The following is a 19,419-nucleotide window of genomic DNA, read 5'->3' as shown; positions in this document are numbered from 1 at the left end:
ATTATTATTTAGTGAGGCGGTGTTTTATATATCTCCATATCATTATCAGTGCGTAATAAAATTTGGTTAATGAATGGGGGGTCAAATCACTCTGAATAAATTCTAAAGCTGCGCTTGGTCTTACAAATGCAGCGCGTAGACAAGCTGTTGTCCATCTAAACTCTAGTTCTTGTCTTAAGGTTTTTTTTGAATATATCTGTGTTTCTAAATTCGCATTTTCAATCTTATGTAACCAACGCGAACAATCCATAAGTGATGGAATGTTAGTTAGGGTAAAGAAATTGGGATTTGCCATAAAACTGTGACACATAAATTCTTTTTCATTTGGGTATAAATCTAGTTTCGTTAATTGATGTTTACGAATGGCATTGGCCTTTTGAAACTGTCTATCTAAATATTCAACGCGTTCTATAGTTGGATGTATACGGTAACGTAGTAAAGTTTCTTTTATGTTCGAAAAAATGATGTTTTTGTCTTCAGCCAATCTGCACCATAAATCGTAATCCTCGGCAGGTGTGGTTTCTATTCGATAGCCATTAGTTGATTCTAAGACTGTGTGTTTTCGGAACATTACAGTGGGATGAAAAAAGCTTGTATCAAATAGTAGTCTAGGCAGTATATTTTCGTGATTGGAAGGTGTTTTTACTATGCGCCATAAAAATTCGTAAATCCTATAGTAAGAACCAATTACATCAATTTCAGGGTTGTTTTTAAGAAAGTTCCATTGTTTTTCAAGGCGATCTGTTGTGGAAATGTCATCAGCATCCATTCTTGCAATCAATGGCGCCTTTGAGCGTGCTAAACCAATATTCAATGATGATGCTATGCCTATATTATTTTTGTTATGGATGGCTTGTATTCTATGGTCTAAATTTGCATATTTTTTTATTATTTCAAATGTGTTGTCTGTTGATCCATCATCAATTATCAAAAACTCGAAATCTATAAAACTTTGTTTAAGTATGCTTTCAATTGATTCGGGCAAATATTCTGCGCCGTTGTAGACAGGCATTATCACTGAAATTAACGGAGGACTCATAATCTGATCCAAGTTACCGGTATCATGTCATTTGTTTGTAAAGTATTATCACGAAACCAATGCTGTGGGGCAATAACAGTTTTTTCCGGATTTTGGTTGAGCCATGCTCCCCACCAGCTAAATGAACTGTTAGCGATAATATTATGTTTGCACTGGCTCATTAGAAATATTTCATCGCAATCAGAAAACTCATTATCAAGTTCGATAAACGTAGCAGGTTCGTTAATTGATAAATTGTCTTTAGCCCAAGTTAAGTCATCACTGAAAATGAAAAAATTAGGCTGTTTAATATCCATCATTACCCGAGACATGGCTTTTCGATAATAAGAAATATCACAAGCCCCATGTATGCTGTTGGTTGTTTTATTGGTTATATAGTCCCCGCGCCTGATATGCAAACTTATCGACGAACACGAAAATAATATCTCTAGATATTTTTTAGTTTTTTCCTGAATAGACGATTTCAACGTAAACTGGTCCAATAGTTCATTTCTATAGTTGTGAAAATAACGCTCACTCTGCCAATAACCATCAAAATAAATGTCACCATTCTGATTGAAGACATTTGGGTCAAATTCCATGCTTGATTCTTTATAGTAAGAAGATGCCAAAGGTCTCGGTTTGTGTTGTAGTTTTCTTGTTAATCTCTCTAGAGTGCCTTCATGCTTAAACTTTAGTTGATCTATTTCTTTAAATGAGGCAGTTATATTTTTAATATTGTATCGGTTTAATGTGTATTTCCGCAAAGGGTATGTTTTAAAACTGCTGATATCTAATTTAAATGATGTGTTTCGGATTCTGCTCTGTGCATATATAAAAGCATACTGAAACATTTGGTTTCCAAGGCCTCCGATAATGTTCTGCATGATCATGAGAGTATTTATAAAATAACTAGTAGTTTATGATGCACATTCCACAATGCACTTGGTATCTTTTTTTTGTATTGCCGCGCTATAATGTTATTTTAAGCTAAATTTAGCTTAAATATATAACGTATTATTCTACCGCAGCGTTGATTTTAGACTCCAGTTTTCCCAAACAAATGGATATTCATACGTGCAGACGTGGGTATGTGAAAGTTTTTTTTGGATGAGTTTCTTCTTTTCTTCAGCATTTGGTATAAAGTCATGAAATTGGATTTGCAAGTTTTGAATTTTTTCAACTAACTCAGAATTGAGGATGCGTTCAAGTAGTTGATATTCTGCTCCTTCAATATTAATTTTCATTATTGCGACGGACTCAATATTGTTTTCTTTGAAGAAATCAACTACATCTACAATATCTATTTGTGCGCATTCATTAGCTTTTTTGAGTAATGAAGATGCGTTTTGCTCCATCGAAATCATACCTATTCTATTCTCATCAGACAAAGCTGTGACGAACACGGAAATATCTAAGTTGTGAGTAAATCGTTTTTTAATAATTTCCGCAAACTGTTCAACAGGTTCAATGATATAGATTCTACATCGATGCATCGCATATATATCGCTCGCCCATTGGCCTTTATAGCCACCTACATCTAGGACTAGTGAGTCTCTGCTAATTCCTTCATATTGCAAGCGATGTGTTTCATTTCCCCGATCTTGATTCCAAAGTGCGACGTTTTTTTCAAGATCGCTTTGATAAACTTTATCTCCAAGTTTCATAGCAATAACTGCTATAAGTCGTAGTGCCTGTCTGAAAGTTAGCCTTACTCTCCATAAATATTTAGTTAACATCATTAGTTAAAATTTTTTTGTGAGATAAGAAACTCTAGAGAGCTTACTTATTTTTTCAGGGAATATTGTTTGTGTTCTTTTTGTGGGTGATGTTTTTTTTTGCTTAAATTTGCTTGTAAGCATCGAAAACAAATTATATCTATGAAGTACCATATTTCTTGCTACATCAATATGCCCTATTGATTTTTCATATAATTCGCTGTCGATAATCTCGCTGATTTTAGGCCAATCTCCTAGTTGTATCCTAAAAAATGATTCTTTTGGAAAATACTTTTCCAAATTAGGGCAGCCCCAATAAATAGGATATGCTCGACCAAGAAATGCATCGGTAAGTTTTTCTGTGAAATAGTCATTAATATCACTATTTTCCATGACTAAATGGTACTTATATGGAGCAATTGAGTCCCATTTGTCAGGGACTTCGTTAAAGCCACGACCAAAGATGTCTATCTTATTACCATGCTTTTCTGCCAAGTTTTCTATAAAAGATAATCTTTGTCTTTGCCCTTTTGTAATAGTTTTTGTAGAGCATATAACAGATAACAATTTTTGTTTGACAATATTGTTTGTAGAAGAGTTAAGAGTGTCAAAATCTAATAATGTCTCGTATTTTCCGTGTAGCTGTCTGATACCTACCATCCATGGCAATGATTGCTGCTCAATGAGATTGTTTGGATGATCAATGGTGTTGTCACAGGATATCACCAATGAGAATTGATTTAGGAAATTTGAGCTATAGTGCTTAATATCAGGCGGTTCGGATGCAATAAAAATTATATTGTCATTTGGACATATTGCTGTTTCTGGCTTTAATAAACCGTCGTAAACAACCCAATAATCGCAATCTATAATCGCGTCATCATTTACGTAGAATTTATAACCATCCCATTCACCACGCCACCCGGGTGTCTGACGTAATAGAGGCCAAGCTGGAAACGAAGTTGTTAGTTTGACTTTAGTCACTTTGAGGCAACCACATTAAGCGAAATAGGCCGTCTATTAATGGTTGCAAAGGATGCATCACTATTAGGATATTCTGTCATCTTTTCGCGGTCGAACATTTTTACATCAGAAAATCCAGCATCCTTCAAATACCGTAGCAAAGTTTCGAATGAATAGCCATAATAGTGGTAATCATATTGATTAATCTGGCCGCCAAAAATTACGTCGCAAGCTAAATCAACACGCGACTGCACATCCGGGCTACCGCGATAGCTGGGTAACCCTTCTAAATATATCTTGCATAAAACCTCCATATCCGGTACACAAATATACGCTTTGCCGTCTTGGGATAATACCCTGTGCCACTCCTTGAGCACTAAGGATATTCGTCCTCTAGGAATATGTTCAAATACATGCGAAGTGTAAATATTGTCAACTGTGCAGTCTTGGAGATGGATCTTCTCCACCCCGGCTACAATGTCACATTTGGAAGCAGGATTTCCGTCGATATTGAGATAATTTTGAATAATTAGACTTCCTGCACCAAGATGCAAGCCCTTAAAGCGTTTGCCAATTCTCTTATATACCCCGCAATGATATGCAAATGAATTAATCATTTTTCTAAATGGGTAAGCTAACATTATCCAATTAAGCCAGGGGAACATGTAAATTATTTTATTAATGAGTGTTTTTACACTTCTCATAACTTTTCTACTAGCCATTTTTCAGGCATTAGTATGTGTGAATTAAAGGTTTCATTTATATGCGTTTGATTAAAATTATTCGGCTGCAATACATTTATCTCTTTTATTATGTGGCTCTTATTTAAATAATCTTTAACTCCATACTTGCTGGCGTGCAAAAGAACTTGATAGGTGCCTGGAAATATTAAATTAGGCGGGACCTTTAACGTAACCGAGTATCTACCTAATTCGATATATTCATAGGTTGGCTCCCAATCTGCCAAAAAAGACCTAAATACCACGTCTCCGGTAGGAAGTTTAAAGTATATGCCGAGTCTAAATGCGCTTACCGTCTTCAAAAGTTCAAAGTTTACGTTTACGTTAAATGATTGTCCTCCATCAATATGGTCAACTCGTACTCCAGTTTGTTGTACGTAAAACTCATGGATAATCAATTCATCTTTTTGCAAAGGAAGCAAGACTTTAATAGTATTGCCTTCCTTCAAATACTCGAGTGTCACCTTAGATACATCTCCCATGGCGAGATTACTCCCATTACCAAGCAACATGGCTTTACTACACAGAGCACTAATTGCCGCCATATTATGGCTTACGAACAAAACCGTTTTTCCCTCTTTGCCGATGGCGCTCATTTTTCCCATACATTTCTTCTGAAATTGCAAATCCCCTACAGCCAGCACTTCATCTACAATTAGGGTATTCGGCTCCAAGTGCGCTGCGACGGCAAAAGCTAGTCTGACATACATACCCGAGGAATAATGCTTGACCGGCGTATCCAAAAATTTTTCTACTTCCGCGAAATCAACGATTTCGTCGAATTTTCTTTGAATCTCGTGCTTGCGCATGCCTAATATCGCGCCGTTTAAGAATATATTTTCTCTACCAGTTAATTCAGGATGAAATCCTGTGCCGACTTCCAGCAAGCTTGATACGCGGCCATTAATGGTAATTCTTCCGGTGCTGGGGTGGGTTATGCGGCCTAGTATTTTTAATAGAGTTGATTTGCCTGCACCGTTTCGGCCGATTATCCCGACCCGGTCGCCATGTTCTATTTCAAAATTAATATCCTTGAGTGCCCAGAATTCTTCGGTGTTTTCGAAATTAGTATCGCTTTGTAATGGGTGTAATAAATTTTTAGTTAGATTTCTAAAGCGCCTACTTAGAGATTCTCCCAGGCTGTTATAATGATAACGGCTTTGCTGCTGATGCTTAATAATGTATTTTTTGCCGAGATTTTCGACTTTAATTGCGCAACTCATTAAAATTTAATCGTGTTTTTTAAAGGCTGTCGGCAAACTGCCGTTCTGTATGCATAAAGTATCTATAACCAATTAAGAATAATGTCAGAGATATTGCATTAGATAGCATAAAACCATCCCAATAAATATTGGCGCCATTACCAATTATCATCCAGCGAAACCCATCTATAACGCCAACCATCGGATTTAAGGAATACCATATCCGCCATTGTTCCGGTACGACTTGGCTGCTAAAGCCGACTGGCGAAATATATAAACCTATCTGTACGATAAAAGGAATAACGTAACGAAAATCCCGGTATTTGACATTAAGCGCCGATATTAAATAACCTATACCAAGGGCGGTGATGGCCGCCAATAACAGGAATAAAGGCATCAAAAAAATATAAATCGATGGCTGGAATCGATACCATGCCATCAGCGCCAGCAATAATATGAATGAAATTAGGAAATCTACGATGTTTACCAGTAACGGTGCGGTCGGCGCGATAATGCGCGGAAAATAGACTTTGCTGATCATCGCGGAGTTATTAACCACCGCATTCGCCGATTCGCTGAGGGTATTGGCAAAAAAGTACCAGGGCAGCATCGCGGTAAACACCATGATGGCATAAGGTGCTTCGCCTTCCGTTGGCAGTTTGGCGATTCTGCCGAAGATTACTGTGAACACCAGCATCGTCAATAACGGCCTAATGATCGCCCAAGCCGCGCCAATCGCGGTTTGTTTGTAGCGGACTTTAAAGTCGCGCCAAGCCAGAAAGTAGAGTAAATCCCGATATTCCCATAGTTCCCGGCCGGAGTCGCCTAGGGTTTTTGTTGGCGTGATGACGATTTGGGGACGGCCGGACATCGGTTGTTTGGGCAAGTTGGAAGTATAGGCAGCGAAAGTTTAGCGGAAAATCGCTGAGACGGGAGAAGCCACGCCGGCTCAGACCGGCATTTTCTCGACTGACGGACGGTTTTGGCGGCAATGACGCCTGATTCAGCGCCGCCGGCCCTTGACGGGCTGCGATTTTTCTTGGGTGTGTTTGGTGGCAAAACGCATTTTTGGCGACTGCGGCGCTGCGTCGCCCTTGGGCTGAAAATTTGGAATCAGTTGATGTTTGCCATTACCGATTAGATCCGCGCGTCCCATTTGTTTCAAAGCCTCCCTCAACAGCGGCCAATTTTTCGGGTCGTGGTAGCGTAGAAAGGCTTTGTGCAACTTGCGTTGCTTGTCGCCACGCGGAATCGCGATATCCGGCACATTGCGGCCGACTTTATGCAGCGTGTCCTTGCCCGAGTGGTACATCGCAGTCGCGATCGACATCGGTGACGGCAAAAAGGCTTGCACCTGATCGGCTCTAAAACCATTTCGTTTTAGCCACAGTGCGAGATTGAGCATGTCCTGGTCGGTGGTGCCGGGATGGGCGGCAATGAAGTAAGGGATCAAATACTGTTCCTTACCGGCTTCCTTGGAGTATTTGTCGAACATCGCCTTGAAACGGTCGTAACTGCTCATGCCGGGTTTCATCATCTTCGATAACGGGCCTTGTTCGGTGTGCTCGGGCGCGATTTTTAGATAGCCGCCGACGTGGTGAGTCACCAACTCTTTTACATAGGCCGGGGTTTCGACGGCGATGTCGTAACGCAGACCGGAAGCGATGAAGATTTTTTTGATGCCTGGCAGCGCGCGGGCGCGCCGGTACAGCTTAATTAATGGCGTCTGGTCGGTGTTCAAGTTGTGGCAGATGCCGGGATAAACGCAGGATGGCTTGCGGCAGGACTCCTCGATTTTCGGGTCCTTGCAGGCCAGCCGCCACATGTTGGCGGTTGGTCCGCCCAGGTCGGAAATGTGGCCGGTGAAGTTGGGCGAGGTGTCGCGGATGGCTTCGATTTCGCGAATGATCGAATCTTCCGAGCGGTTCTGAATGATGCGGCCTTCGTGTTCGGTGATCGAGCAAAAGCTGCAACCGCCGAAACAGCCGCGCATGATCAACACCGAATGCTGAATCATCTCAAAGGCTGGGATGTTGGCCTTGCCGTAAGCATGATGCGGCAAGCGCGAGTAGGGCAGATCGAACACGCCGTCCATTTCCGGGGTGGTTAGCGGTAGCGGCGGCGGATTGATCCACACTTCCCGATTGCCGTGGCGTTGGATCAGCGCACGAGCATTGCCGGGATTGGTTTCGCCGTGCATGACCCGCGAAGCGTGGGCGTACAAAATCGGATCGTCCTTGACCGCGTCGTAATCGGGCAGGCGAATCACGGTTTGCGCCCGATTCTTGTTGGCGATCGGTTTGAATTGGATGACTTGTTCACGATGCGTGGGAGGAGCGTCAGCCCCGCTCAAACTATCAGTCGCGGCTAAAGCCCCTCCTACGGGTTTATCCTCGCATGCCGGCATCTCCTGATACGGATTTTGGTGGACGATGACCGCGCCGGGCTTGTCAATGTCGGTTGAATCTTTTTCGATCCAACCTTGCGGCACTTGTTTGACGAAGTGCACGGTGCCGCGAATGCCTTTCAAATCGTGAATGCTCTCGCCTTTAGCCAAGCGATGGGCAATTTCGACGACCTGCCGTTCGGCATTGCCGTACACCAACAAATCGGCCTTGGAATCCAGCAATATCGACTTGCGCACCTTGTCCGACCAATAGTCGTAATGGGCGATGCGGCGCAAACTCGCCTCGATGCCGCCGATGATAATAGGCACGTTTTTATACGCTTCGCGGCAGCGGTGCGAATACACATTGACCGCGCGGTCCGGGCGCTTGCCGGCGGCGCCGTCGGCGGTGTAGGCGTCGTTGGAGCGGATTTTCTTGTCCGAGGTATAGCGGTTGACCATCGAATCCATGTTGCCACCGGTGACACCGAAGAACAGCTTGGGCTGGCCGAGCGTACGAAAGTCGTCGGCGCTGTGCCAGTCCGGCTGGGAAATGATGCCGACCCGGAAACCTTGCGCCTCCAGCACCCGGCCGATCACCGCCATGCCGAAGCTGGGATGATCGACGTAGGCATCGCCGGTCACCAATATCACGTCACAGGCATCCCAGCCCAAGGCGTCCATTTCGGCGCGGCTCATCGGCAATTCCGGCGCCGGGCCGAAGCGGTGAGCCCAGTATTTTTTGTAGCCGAACAGGTTGGGGGCGTTGTGTATCACGGTTTGATGATCCGGTTGAAAACGTTGGGATTGTGGCGTTTTAAGTCCAATAGATACGTCGGAAATTCGATTTGATAGCGTTGCTCCAGGTGCTTGGCCCGGTCTATCAGATTTTTTAGGGTGGGTTTCGCGGTTTGATCGCCGAAGGCGAAGCCAATGATATTACCGCGACCGCGCACCGGCAAAAACAGCATCCGCCAGTTGAACACCCGGCCCAGATTCCAACTGACTTGTTGAAACATCGGCTTGTCGGTACCCCAAAGGTTGATGACCAACAGACCGTCGCGGGTCAGCAAGGTTCGGCAGGCGTCGAAAAAGGCTTCGCTACTGACCTCGGGGGCCATGCCGTCGTGGTCATAGGCGTCGATCATGATCAGATCGTGGCATTCGCCATGTTCGCGGGAATATTGTCTGACGTGTTGGGCGCCGCAACCGATTTTAATTTTCAAGCGGGCATCGAAGGGCAGGCTGAAATGGCTGCGCGCCACTTTTAAAACGCTGCCGCGAAACTCGACCACCCGCACCCGGCAGTCGGCAAATTGATGGAGCAGAAACTTGGCGATCGTGCCCCCGCCCAAGCCGATTAGCAGGGTATCCCTGGGCGGCGGCTGAAACAGCAGGCCGGCCATCATCGCGCGGGCGTACAGGGAATGCAGGCGGTCGGGTTCGGCGATCAACATCGAGCTTTGCCGGGCGTGCGAACCGAAATGCAGAGCTCGAACCCCATCGTTATCGACGACTTCGATGATGCCCTCGTCGTCGTGGCTTTGGTGGATAACCAGGCCGTCGTATTTGTACATGTAACGCGGAAACGTTGAAAATCCCCGGTATTTTCCTTGAAAAACCGATAATTGTCTTGCGAATTGTTGCGGGTGACGGAAAGGGACGCGTGTGCCGACTGGTCGCGGCCCGAGTCTGGAACCGGACTTTGCGGTAAAAAAAAGTAGCTGAAGTCAGTAGAAAGTCATCGTGGGAGTGCGACAACTTCGTCGCGCCGACGGCGTTACTCTTATCGAGGGCGTTTCATGCGAAGAAGAAATACCCAAGACAACGCCACGAATATCGCGTTCCGATGCGAGTTTCTCGACTTTTCCCTAGTTTGTCTTAGGACAGGCCGGAGAAAGCCGCCGCCAGCGCCGACAACCGGGCTTGTCGAAAGCCGAGCGATCAACCAGCCCGGCGGGTAATTACGGGTGACTTGCTTAGTTCACCCGATAACCTTCTTCCATTAGCACTTGCCGGACTGCCGGCCGGGTCAGCATCAGGCGATAGTGATTCAGACAACGTTCCGGTAGCTCGATGGCGGTTTTATCGGCCCAGAAGCAGGGGTAGAACAAGGCCGCGTCGGCTATGCTGAATTGACCCAGTGCGTAGCCTGCCGTCGGTAAACTGTCGTTCAATACCTCAAATCCGCGCCGGACGATCTCCAGGCCTTGCGCTTTGACCGCGTCGATGTCGGCGGATTGGCTGGCGAATTTTTCCGGCGTAAAAATCCGGGCAAAACCGGCGCCGTGCAGGGTGCCGACCGCGTGTGCCATCAGTTCTATCGCGCGGGCGTCGCCGTCGGCATCGCCCGGCAACAGGCCAGCCTTGGGGTAACGGCGTGCCAGCCAGTAAGCGATTGCGCTGAACTCGGTCAACGTCCCGCCGTCGTCGCGCACCAGCGTCGGAATCGTCCCCTTGGGGTTGATCGCTAGATATTCGGGTTTTAGTTGATCGCCGGCCAACAAATTGACAGGATAGACTTCGAAGACCAGTTCCAATTCTTCCAACAAAATGTGGATACCGGTCGAACACGAGCCGGGGGTCATGTAAAACTTCATGGTTTACTCCGTCGTTAAGGCGAGAAATCGGTTGTTGACGTTGACCGCAAACTCCCGCCATAACTGGGCGATATCGCGTTTCACCACCTCGAGATAATCCCGATCGGGTTTGTGTTCGTCGGGGAAGTTAGACAACGCGCAGGACGTGCGGTGTTTATCCACGACATAGGCGAGGAATGTCTCGATAAAGCCGTCGAACTCGGCCAGCACCAATTTGGTCAGCGCGGACATGCCCCTATCCAATGGCGTGGGGTCCGGGGCAAACGGCAACGTTTGTAGTACGTTTGCAGCCTGGTCGTAGACTTGCGCCAGCACCGCCAGCACATTGCGTTGAAAACAGCCGTCCCAACGTTGCCGCGATAAATCCGCCGCCAGCAGGCGGTCGTAACTGGATCGGGCGGCGCTTTTAATCTCGGCGGCCTGACGGGCAAAACGCGCCAGACTTTCGGTGTTTACGGGGTGTTCGGTCATCGTGACTCCGGAAGGGTTCAGGTTAATGCGGCGTAGACTCTTTCCGCCGCGACCAGCGCGCCTTCCAGATAGCCGCCGTGCTCGGCGGCGGTTTCGGTGCCGCCGAAATAAAGTTTGTCGGTCCAATGGTCCAGTTGCAACCAACGGTGGCCGTAATTGGGGTGGCCTATCGGCGGCAGCCGGTCCAGCGCGGTGGCGGTATAGGCCTCCAAGCTCCAGTCTTGTATCGTCGATCGTAACGGCTCGGCCGCGCCCGGACCGTAGAGCTCGGACAAATGGTGAATCAGCAAGCCGGGCAAGTCCGCACGATAGCGGTCGCGAAATTCGGCCGGTATCCCAAAAAAGCCGAACAAGGCGCCGAACTCACCGCGCGGGTCTTCGGCGTCGTAAATTTCCGACAAAATCGCGCCGGGGTAGGGTAACACCGCGTTGCCGGACCAGCCCTGTTGGCGCCAAAAGGCGCTCGGATAGGCCACTGCCGCCTTGGCGTGGCCGGCCATCCAGGTTGGGGTGGCCCGGCATGCTTCGAACAAGTCGGCCGACAGGGCCGGAACGAAGGCGATTCGTTCGGCCATCAAACGCGGCGGAACGGTCAAGACCGCGCGTTTGGCTCGGACGGTGTCGGTTCCGTTGACGGTCGAAAAGCTCAGTTCGACGTGATCGTCGCGGTCGACGATTCGCAATAACGCTTGATTCAGGCGGATATCGATGTCGGCGAGCTTGGCTAGCAGCGCATCGATCAATGCGGCGCAGCCGCCTTGAATGCGCCAGGCATCGGCGTGGGTTTGCCGGTCGTGATAGCCGACCGGCACGGTGTCCGCGCTGATTTTATAAAGACTTTGTCCTGCGTCGGCTTGGCGAAATAATGTCAATCCCAGTCGACGGCACAGCGCGGCAATGCGTGGTTGGCTACCGGGCCACAGCCAGGTCGGGCCCAAATCGACTGTTAAATTGTCCGCCAACGGCACCGACAATATGCGTCCGCCGCAGCGGTCGCGGGCTTCGAATACGCCGACCGCGCGGCCTGCGGCGGATAGCCGTTCGGCTAGCGCCAAGCCGGACAATCCGGCGCCGACGATCGCAACCTCCAACAGTTCAGACATCCAACGGAGTCCGGCAACGCAGGCTGTTGTCGGTCCAGGTCGGTAACGGCGGCGCTTCGGTCGACGGTGTCGGCATGATCAGCTTACGCCGAAATATGTCCCAAACGCCGTCGAAGCGTTGTTGCACTCGTATGCTCCAGCCCCAAACGATCGGCAAATGCACTGGTGTCCAAATGAAATCATCCGGCCGGTCCGGCGCGGCGTTGGCTAGGAAGTACAGCGTGTATTGCTCCAGGACGCTGATAGACGCGACCGGTTGGCCGTCCAATTCGGCGTAAATTGGCTGGCGCACCGACTCGCTGAACTCGAAGCGGCTGGTTTCATCGGCGTTTTGAAAGCCGCACACCGGAATGACTGGCGAAGGCGCGCCGGGATCGTCCAGATATAAAACCGGCCCGGTATTGGCGCTCGAGGTATTCAGTAGGTTCAACGTGCCGCCGTCGGCGAAATGGGCGGTGCGGGCCGATTCGACTAGCTGCACGACGCCGAGCTGTGCGCCGTGGCCGCGGGTTTCCCACTCCACCGCAAACCTCGGGGTGATGTTCAACACCGGTAGTTGCTGAATCAGTTTGACCTCGAGTCCTTCCAGAGTAGCCGCGTGCAAGGTCAGGCGGCTGCGTCCGCCGCCGCCGTGCGACGCGGCCAACTCAGTCGCGACGCCGACCGGCAGGCGGCCCTCGTCCCAGACGAAGCCGTGAGCAGTGCCTTGGTTCGGAACTATCGGCAGGATCTCGGCTCTGTCCAGGGATAAACGGTAGCCGCCGATCAGGCCATCGATGCCGCCGGCAATGTTCGCGAAATTCGGATTGAGCGGGTAGCGCCGGCCGGGCGAAATCGCCGCCATCGGGTGGATACCGGCTTTCGGCGGTAGTTGGCGTCCAGGCAGCGGAAAAATGTGTTCGCTGGGGTCGGCTGTCGGCTGCGAATGGTTGGTCATGTACTCGGCCATACAAAATCGGGGCCAAGCGTCCCGCTTGTGGCGGCATTGCGGACTGAAAGCCGTAACTTGTTGACATGTGGGTAAAATCAGGGAAGGCTTACCGAGGCCGTAAGCCTAAGATATCCGAGGTGGCTTGTGTCGGAGAGACGACAAATCGACTAAGAATTTGTCACGCGCCTGGTTTCGGCACTTAGGCCGACGAATCCGGACGCCGAATGGCGCCGCGCGGCGACGAACTCGCGCCGGTCCGAAAGTCTGGTAGGCTGTCGACTTGATCGAGCACGGGACGCGACGAAGAACCGATTTTTTCCGAGATAATAACCAATAACCGGGGGTGGTCATGACGGGTAAGCAAGTAATCGAAGCGCTGGCGAAATTGTGGTCGGCGGCTTGGGCGTGGTTGCAAGACCATTATCGGGCTTGGAAGCAGCAAGCGCCCGCCGCCGACGGTGATAAGCCTAGGTCGCCTCGCTGGTTTTGGTATGCCTTGGTCGGCGTGCTATTGTTGTCGATACTGGCCGGTGGCGAGCGTATCGAAGGCCGCGAAATTCCCTACAGCCAATTCTTGGCCTTGGTCAACGACAACCAAGTCGAAAAAGCCGTGGTGACGCAACGCTTTATCAACGGTACCCTCAAGACCGAAGACAAGGTTCTGGGCAAGCAGTTTTTTACCGTGCCGCTGTGGGACGACGCCTTGGGAAAGCAACTTCAGGAACACCGGGTCGAATACGTGGTGCGTAGCGGCGACAATTGGCTGAGCAATCTGCTGTTTAACTGGGTGATACCGCTAGCGATTTTCGCCGGAATCTGGATGTGGCTGTTACCGAAAATGACCGGCGGGGCGGGGCGGTCGTTTCTGAACCTCGGCAACAAGGTCAGAATCCAACAAGAAGCGGTCAAAACCACCTTCGAAGACGTGGCCGGCGCCGAAAGCGCCAAACAGGAACTGAAGGAAACCATCGACTTTTTAAAGTCCCCGGAAAAATTGCAAAAACTCGGCGGCCGGATGCCCAAAGGAGTGTTGTTGGTCGGCGCGCCGGGTACCGGCAAGACGCTGTTGGCCAGGGCGGTGTCCGGCGAAGCGGGGGTGCCGTTTTTCAACATCAGCGCTTCGGAATTCATCGAGCTGTTCGTCGGCATCGGCGCGGCCAGGGTGCGGGATTTGTTCGAGCAGGCCCGCCAAAAAGCGCCTTGCATTATTTTTATCGACGAGCTCGATGCGATCGGCCGCAGTCGCGGCGGGCCGATGGCCATGCCCGGCAACGACGAACGCGAACAAACCCTGAACCAGTTATTGACCGAGATGGATGGCTTCGACGCGACTGCCGGCGTCGTGGTGATGGCCGCGACCAATCGGCCGGAGATCCTCGACAAGGCCTTATTGCGCGCCGGACGCTTCGATCGGCAAATCGTCGTCGATAAACCCGATTTGATCGACCGGGTGGCGATCTTGACGCTGCATTGCAAGGCGATGCGTTTGGCCGATGACGTGGATTTGCAGACCGTTGCCAAGCGCACGCCGGGCTTCGTCGGCGCGGACTTGTCGAATATCGCCAACGAAGCGGCCATCCTGGCCGCCCGCGGCGGCCGAGAAACCGTGACGATGGCCGATTTCGAGGCTGCTATCGATCGCGTGATGGCCGGTCCGGAAAAGAAAAATCGCATTCTGGGGCCGGACGAAAAACGCCGGGTGGCTTACCACGAGGCCGGGCACGCCCTGGTCGCGGAAAACTTGCCGACCGGCCAGCCGGTGCATAAAATTTCCATTATTCCGCGCGGAGTCTCGGCACTGGGCTTCACGTTGCAACTGCCGGTCGAGGAAAAATATCTGTCCACCGAAGCTGAGTTGAAAGATCAGTTGGCCATCCTATTGGCCGGCCGCGCCGCCGAGCAATCGGCGCTGGGTAGCGTTTCGACCGGGGCGCAAAACGACCTGGAGCGCGCCAGCGAAATCGCCCGTAACATGGTGTGCTACTTGGGCATGAGCAAAAAACTGGGACCGAGGGTCTACGGCCAACGTCAGCAATTGCAATTTCTGCCCGGCGATGTCGGCGAGCAGCGCAATTACAGCGAAGAGACCGCTCGCGCGGTCGACGCCGAAATCTGCGCATTGTTGGAGGAGGCCGAAAATCGGGCGGCGGGTGTGCTGGCCGGCCGGCGCGCTCAGCTGGACAGACTTGCCGACTTGCTGCAGGAAAAAGAGGTGATCCAGCGCGATGATATGTTGGCGGCGCTGGCCGGTATTTGAATTAGAGGATAGAGCGAGTGAGGCAATGACTGAAATCAATCCGGACGACGGCAGTAAACGGGCAAAAAATATCGCGGCGGTGCTGTATCTGATAGTACTGGTGTTTTTGGTGGGCGGTTCCTATCTCAACCAACCCGCGAGCGAAGGCGTGGAGAAATCCTCCTCGGCCGGCCGCTGATCGCTATCGCCGGCTCGCCGCTCAGTCCGCCGGTCGACATTTAGGCCGCTAGGCTACAGCTGCGGGCCATAAGCCTCGCCGCCGGCCTGTTGCATTTGGGCCGGCAATTGACATTGCCAGGCAACACCAGTACCTTAGCCGGCCTTGTTTAAAACCTCACCAGCACCAGATCAAGAGTCGTTAATGGAAGAATTTCATCGCATCAGCCGCCTACCGCCTTACGTCTTCAACATCGTCAACGAACTGAAAGCCAAAGCCCGAGCGGACGGCGAGGACATTATCGACTTCGGCATGGGCAATCCGGACCAACCGACCCCGCCGCACATCCTGAACAAAATGTTGGAAGTCGCCCAGCGCGACGATACTCACCGTTATTCGGTGTCCAAAGGGATTCCGCGCCTGCGCAAGGCGATTTGCGGTTGGTATAAAAGACGCTTCGACGTGGATTTGGATTTCAATACCGAAGCCATTGTCACGATAGGCTCCAAGGAGGGCTTGTCGCATCTGGCGCTAGCGACCTTGGGTCCCGGCGACGTGGTGTTGGTGCCGAATCCAGCCTATCCGATCCATCCTTATGGCGTCGTCATCGCCGGCGCCGACATTCGGCACGTGCCGCTGACGCCCGGTACCGATTTCTTCGAGGAATTGCACAAAGGCATCGCCGAATGCTGGCCTAAGCCTAAGATGCTGATCCTCAACTTTCCCGGCAATCCGACTTGCCAGTGCGTCGAGCTGGATTTTTTCGAGAAAGTCGTCGCGATTTGTAAGGAACACAATATCTGGATCGTTCACGATATTGCCTACGCCGACATCGTATTCGACGGCTACGTCGCACCGTCGATTCTGCAAGTGGAAGGCGCCAAGGACATCGCGGTCGAGTTTTTCTCGTTGTCTAAAAGTTACAACATGCCCGGCTGGCGGGTCGGCTTCATGTGCGGTAATCCGACCTTGGTCGCGGCATTGACCCGGATCAAATCTTACATGGATTACGGTACCTTTACGCCGATCCAGGTCGCGGCGATTACCGCGCTGGAAGGTCCGCAGGATTGCGTCGCGGAAATCCGCGATATGTACAAGGCGCGCCGAGACGTATTGTGCGACGGCCTGAACGCGATGGGTTGGCATGTGGAAAAACCCAAGGCGACGATGTTCGTTTGGGCCAAGATCCCGGACGCCTATCAAGGCATGGGTTCGATCGAATTCGCTAAGAAATTGATCATCGATGCCAAGGTGGCGGTATCGCCCGGCATCGGTTTCGGCCAACACGGCGACGACCATATTCGCTTCAGTTTGATCGAGAACGAACATCGCACTCGGCAGGCCTTGCGCAGCATCCGTAATATGCTGAAAAAAGACAACGTTGTATAATCGCCGCCATTTTGGACAAAGTTTAGGAGTCGGATTTGAAGCCGGTTAGAGTGGGTGTACTGGGGTTGGGGACCGTCGGCGGCGGTACCGTCAACGTCTTGAAACGCAACGCGGAAGAAATCGCGCGCCGTGCCGGCCGCGAAATCGTCGTGACCCGCGCCTCGGCGCGGGACCTGAACCGGGCACGCATTTGCGACACCCAAGGCATCGCCCTCACCACCGACCCGTTCGAAATCGTCAACGATCCCGAGATAGACGTCGTCGTCGAAATGATAGGCGGGTACGACCTCGCCAAACAATTGGTTTTGACCGCGATTGCCAACGGTAAGCACGTGGTCACCGCCAACAAGGCCTTGATCGCGCTGCACGGCAACGAGGTATTCGCCGAAGCCGGCAAGAAAGGCGTGATGGTGTTGTTCGAAGCGGCGGTGGCCGGTGGCATTCCTATCATCAAAGCCATCCGCGAAGGCCTGGCCGGCAATCAAATTCAATGGTTGGCCGGCATCATTAACGGCACCGGCAATTTCATCCTGACCGAGATGCGCGACAAAGGTCGCGACTTCGCGGATGTATTGGCCGAAGCCCAAGCCTTGGGTTATGCCGAAGCCGATCCGACTTTCGACGTCGAAGGCATCGACGCCGGCCATAAATTGACGATCTTGGCGTCGATCGCGTTCGGCATACCGTTGCAGTTCGACAAAGTCTTCACCGAGGGGATTACCAAAATCACCCGCCTCGACGTGGAATACGCCGAGGCCTTGGGCTATCGAATCAAAAATCTGGGTATTGCCCGCAAGACCGAGTCCGGCATCGAATTGCGCGTGCATCCGACGCTGATCCCGAAGCGCCGCTTGATCGCCAACGTGGAGGGTGTCATGAATGCGGTGTTGGTTTGCGGCGATGCGGTCGGGCCGACCTTGTATTACGGCGCTGGCGCCGGCGCGGAGCCGACCGCGTCGGCGGTGGTGGCGGATTTGGTGGATGTGGTGCGGGCGATGACCAGCGATCCGGAAAACCGAGTACCGCATCTGGCCTTTCAGGCCGACGCCATCGCCGATATTCCGGTCCTGTCCGCCGACGCGATTCGAACGGCGTACTACCTGCGCTTGACTGCCGAGGACAAGCCCGGCGTGCTAGCCGATGTGACCCGGATTCTAGCCAAATACAACATCAGCATCGAAGCCTTGATTCAAAAAGAGCCGCCGCAAGGCGAAACGTCGGTGGCTATCATCATGCTGACCCAGCAAACCTTGGAAAAAGAAATGAATGCGGCGATCGCCGACATCGAAGCGTTGACCACGGTCAGCGGCAAAGTCGCGCGCATCCGCTTGGAAACCTTAGGATAATCAATGGCACAACACACACGCTACACCGGCTTGATAGAGCATTACCGCGATCGCCTGCCGGTCTCCGACACCACTCGGCTGATCAGCTTGGGCGAGGGCAACACTCCGCTGATTCAATTGCAAAACATCCCCCGCCTGATCGGCAAGGATGTCGATATTTACGTCAAGTTCGAAGGTCTGAATCCAACCGGCTCGTTCAAGGATCGCGGCATGACGATGGCGGTCACCAAAGCTGTCGAAGCCGGTAGCCAGGCCATCATCTGCGCCTCGACCGGCAATACCTCGGCCGCCGCCGCCGCTTACGCGGTGCGGGCCGGCATCAAAGCTTTCGTGTTGATTCCGGAGGGTAAGATCGCGTTGGGTAAATTGGCGCAGACCCTGATGTACGGCGCGCAAATCATCCAGATCAACGGTAATTTCGACGCCGGCATGGCCTTGGTCAAACAAGTCGCCGACCACGCGCCGGTTACCATTGTCAATTCGATCAACCCGTTTCGTTTGGAAGGCCAAAAGACCGCCGCGTTCGAGATTGTCGACGAACTGGGCCGGGCGCCGGACTTTCACTGTCTGCCGGTCGGCAACGCCGGCAACATCACCGCGTATTGGAAGGGTTACAGCGAATACGCCTCCGACAGCGCCGGCCACGCGGCCGTCATCGATAAGCGTCCGGTGATGTGCGGATATCAAGCCGCCGGCGCGGCGCCGTTCGTGGTCGGCAAAATGGTCGACAACCCGGAAACGGTCGCGACCGCGATTCGGATCGGCCACCCGCAATCCTGGGATTTGGCTTGGAACGTCCAAAAAGAATCCGGCGGCTGGTTTGCGTCGTTCGGCGACGAACAAATTCTGGCCGCGCAAAAGATGTTGTCGCAATTCGAAGGCATCTTCTGCGAGCCGGCCTCCGCCACCTCGCTGGCCGGCGCGCTGCACGATATCGGTAGCGGTAAGATTCCGGACGGCAGTACCATCGTCTGTACATTGACCGGTAACGGCATCAAGGACCCCGATACCGCGATCGCTCAGTGTAAGGACACGCATCCGGTCACGATAGAAGCCACGCTGGATGCCGTAAAAAAAGCGATTCTGGACAACATGTGATCGCCGCCGCGAACTTGGCGAAGCCGGCTTAGCCGGCTTT

18 protein-coding genes are annotated in these 19,419 nt (G+C 51.3%); 5 read left to right on the top strand and 13 right to left on the bottom strand.

The features are described 5' to 3' along the window. Positions 1-4 precede the first annotated feature (4 nt). From ACQE3D_RS12260 to ACQE3D_RS12200, 13 genes are all read right to left on the bottom strand, one after another. A complete protein-coding gene (locus ACQE3D_RS12260) occupies positions 5-1,039 on the bottom strand; it encodes a glycosyltransferase family 2 protein (RefSeq protein ID WP_313730230.1) in 1,035 nt (344 codons plus the stop codon). Then, entirely contained in the window at positions 1,036-1,905 is an 870-nt protein-coding gene (locus tag ACQE3D_RS12255; RefSeq protein ID WP_427500585.1) for an alpha-1,2-fucosyltransferase, read from the bottom strand. The genes ACQE3D_RS12260 and ACQE3D_RS12255 overlap by 4 nt, the downstream gene beginning before the upstream one ends. Positions 1,906-2,040: 135 nt before the next feature. Further along, the gene (locus ACQE3D_RS12250) at positions 2,041-2,685 is read right to left on the bottom strand and encodes an FkbM family methyltransferase (protein WP_313730232.1); all 645 of its coding nucleotides are present in this window, start codon (positions 2,683-2,685) and stop codon (positions 2,041-2,043) included. Between the two features lie 78 nt (positions 2,686-2,763). Continuing rightward, a complete protein-coding gene (locus ACQE3D_RS12245) occupies positions 2,764-3,720 on the bottom strand; it encodes a glycosyltransferase family 10 domain-containing protein (protein WP_313730233.1) in 957 nt (318 codons plus the stop codon). Further along, the gene (locus ACQE3D_RS12240) at positions 3,717-4,403 is read right to left on the bottom strand and encodes a class I SAM-dependent methyltransferase (RefSeq protein ID WP_313730234.1); all 687 of its coding nucleotides are present in this window, start codon (positions 4,401-4,403) and stop codon (positions 3,717-3,719) included. Before ACQE3D_RS12240 ends, ACQE3D_RS12245 begins: the two co-directional genes overlap by 4 nt. Continuing rightward, a complete protein-coding gene (locus ACQE3D_RS12235; RefSeq protein WP_313730235.1) occupies positions 4,400-5,662 on the bottom strand; it encodes a polysaccharide ABC transporter ATP-binding protein in 1,263 nt (420 codons plus the stop codon). Before ACQE3D_RS12235 ends, ACQE3D_RS12240 begins: the two co-directional genes overlap by 4 nt. 19 nt (positions 5,663-5,681) lie before the next feature. Further along, complete coding sequence (locus tag ACQE3D_RS12230; RefSeq protein ID WP_313730236.1) at positions 5,682-6,512, bottom strand: ABC transporter permease; 831 nt, start codon at positions 6,510-6,512, stop codon at positions 5,682-5,684. 132 nt (positions 6,513-6,644) lie between these two features. After that, complete coding sequence (locus ACQE3D_RS12225; protein WP_313730237.1) at positions 6,645-8,804, bottom strand: YgiQ family radical SAM protein; 2,160 nt, start codon at positions 8,802-8,804, stop codon at positions 6,645-6,647. Further along, positions 8,801-9,604, bottom strand: a complete 804-nt coding sequence (locus ACQE3D_RS12220) for a spermine synthase (RefSeq protein ID WP_168031660.1) — start codon at positions 9,602-9,604, stop codon at positions 8,801-8,803. The genes ACQE3D_RS12225 and ACQE3D_RS12220 overlap by 4 nt, the downstream gene beginning before the upstream one ends. A gap of 402 nt (positions 9,605-10,006) precedes the next feature. After that, a complete protein-coding gene (locus ACQE3D_RS12215) occupies positions 10,007-10,627 on the bottom strand; it encodes a glutathione S-transferase family protein (protein WP_064029694.1) in 621 nt (206 codons plus the stop codon). Positions 10,628-10,630: 3 nt separating this feature from the next. Continuing rightward, on the bottom strand, positions 10,631-11,098 hold the full coding sequence (locus ACQE3D_RS12210) for a hypothetical protein (protein ID WP_064029692.1): 468 nt from the start codon (positions 11,096-11,098) through the stop codon (positions 10,631-10,633). 17 nt (positions 11,099-11,115) lie between these two features. After that, entirely contained in the window at positions 11,116-12,201 is a 1,086-nt protein-coding gene (locus ACQE3D_RS12205) for a flavin monoamine oxidase family protein (protein ID WP_313730238.1), read from the bottom strand. After that, positions 12,194-13,150 (bottom strand): hypothetical protein, encoded by a 957-nt coding sequence (locus ACQE3D_RS12200; RefSeq protein WP_313730239.1) that lies wholly within the window; start codon positions 13,148-13,150, stop codon positions 12,194-12,196. Before ACQE3D_RS12200 ends, ACQE3D_RS12205 begins: the two co-directional genes overlap by 8 nt. Before the next feature lie 331 nt (positions 13,151-13,481). Between ACQE3D_RS12200 and ftsH the strand changes: the two genes are divergently transcribed. The 5 genes from ftsH (at position 13,482) to thrC (ending at position 19,379) form a co-directional block, all read left to right on the top strand. Further along, positions 13,482-15,389 carry an ATP-dependent zinc metalloprotease FtsH gene (ftsH, locus tag ACQE3D_RS12195; protein ID WP_313730240.1) on the top strand — a complete coding sequence of 636 codons (1,908 nt, stop codon included), beginning with the start codon at positions 13,482-13,484 and terminating at the stop codon, positions 15,387-15,389. Between the two features lie 25 nt (positions 15,390-15,414). Beyond that, complete coding sequence (locus ACQE3D_RS12190) at positions 15,415-15,567, top strand: hypothetical protein (RefSeq protein ID WP_197471820.1); 153 nt, start codon at positions 15,415-15,417, stop codon at positions 15,565-15,567. A 183-nt stretch (positions 15,568-15,750) separates the two neighbouring features. Next, on the top strand, positions 15,751-16,935 hold the full coding sequence (gene alaC / locus ACQE3D_RS12185) for an alanine transaminase (protein WP_064029686.1): 1,185 nt from the start codon (positions 15,751-15,753) through the stop codon (positions 16,933-16,935). 35 nt (positions 16,936-16,970) lie between these two features. Beyond that, a complete protein-coding gene (locus tag ACQE3D_RS12180; protein ID WP_313730241.1) occupies positions 16,971-18,281 on the top strand; it encodes a homoserine dehydrogenase in 1,311 nt (436 codons plus the stop codon). A 3-nt stretch (positions 18,282-18,284) separates the two neighbouring features. Then, entirely contained in the window at positions 18,285-19,379 is a 1,095-nt protein-coding gene (gene thrC / locus ACQE3D_RS12175; protein ID WP_064029682.1) for a threonine synthase, read from the top strand. The last annotated feature ends 40 nt before the right edge of the window (positions 19,380-19,419 follow it).

This window comes from Methylomonas sp. MS20 (genome assembly GCF_050275925.1).
In the GTDB taxonomy this organism is placed as follows: Bacteria; Pseudomonadota; Gammaproteobacteria; order Methylococcales; family Methylomonadaceae; genus Methylomonas; species Methylomonas koyamae_A.
The sequence above is the reverse complement of the archived record's forward strand: the minus strand, read 5'-3'. Positions and strand labels throughout refer to the sequence as shown.

Excerpts from the sequence above, each read along its gene's own strand:
- ACQE3D_RS12200 (WP_313730239.1), bottom strand. The coding sequence starts at position 13,150 with ATGGCCGAGTACATGACCAACCATTCGCAGCCGACAGCCGACCCCAGC.
- ftsH (WP_313730240.1), top strand. The coding sequence starts at position 13,482 with ATGACGGGTAAGCAAGTAATCGAAGCGCTGGCGAAATTGTGGTCGGCG.
- ACQE3D_RS12250 (WP_313730232.1), bottom strand. The coding sequence starts at position 2,685 with ATGAAACTTGGAGATAAAGTTTATCAAAGCGATCTTGAAAAAAACGTC.
- alaC (WP_064029686.1), top strand. The coding sequence starts at position 15,751 with ATGGAAGAATTTCATCGCATCAGCCGCCTACCGCCTTACGTCTTCAAC.
- ACQE3D_RS12240 (WP_313730234.1), bottom strand. The coding sequence starts at position 4,403 with ATGAGAAGTGTAAAAACACTCATTAATAAAATAATTTACATGTTCCCC.
- ACQE3D_RS12230 (WP_313730236.1), bottom strand. The coding sequence starts at position 6,512 with ATGTCCGGCCGTCCCCAAATCGTCATCACGCCAACAAAAACCCTAGGC.
- ACQE3D_RS12260 (WP_313730230.1), bottom strand. The coding sequence starts at position 1,039 with ATGAGTCCTCCGTTAATTTCAGTGATAATGCCTGTCTACAACGGCGCA.
- thrC (WP_064029682.1), top strand. The coding sequence starts at position 18,285 with ATGGCACAACACACACGCTACACCGGCTTGATAGAGCATTACCGCGAT.
- ACQE3D_RS12205 (WP_313730238.1), bottom strand. The coding sequence starts at position 12,201 with ATGTCTGAACTGTTGGAGGTTGCGATCGTCGGCGCCGGATTGTCCGGC.
- ACQE3D_RS12235 (WP_313730235.1), bottom strand. The coding sequence starts at position 5,662 with ATGAGTTGCGCAATTAAAGTCGAAAATCTCGGCAAAAAATACATTATT.
- ACQE3D_RS12220 (WP_168031660.1), bottom strand. The coding sequence starts at position 9,604 with ATGTACAAATACGACGGCCTGGTTATCCACCAAAGCCACGACGACGAG.
- ACQE3D_RS12215 (WP_064029694.1), bottom strand. The coding sequence starts at position 10,627 with ATGAAGTTTTACATGACCCCCGGCTCGTGTTCGACCGGTATCCACATT.
- ACQE3D_RS12255 (WP_427500585.1), bottom strand. The coding sequence starts at position 1,905 with ATGCAGAACATTATCGGAGGCCTTGGAAACCAAATGTTTCAGTATGCT.
- ACQE3D_RS12210 (WP_064029692.1), bottom strand. The coding sequence starts at position 11,098 with ATGACCGAACACCCCGTAAACACCGAAAGTCTGGCGCGTTTTGCCCGT.
- ACQE3D_RS12190 (WP_197471820.1), top strand. The coding sequence starts at position 15,415 with ATGACTGAAATCAATCCGGACGACGGCAGTAAACGGGCAAAAAATATC.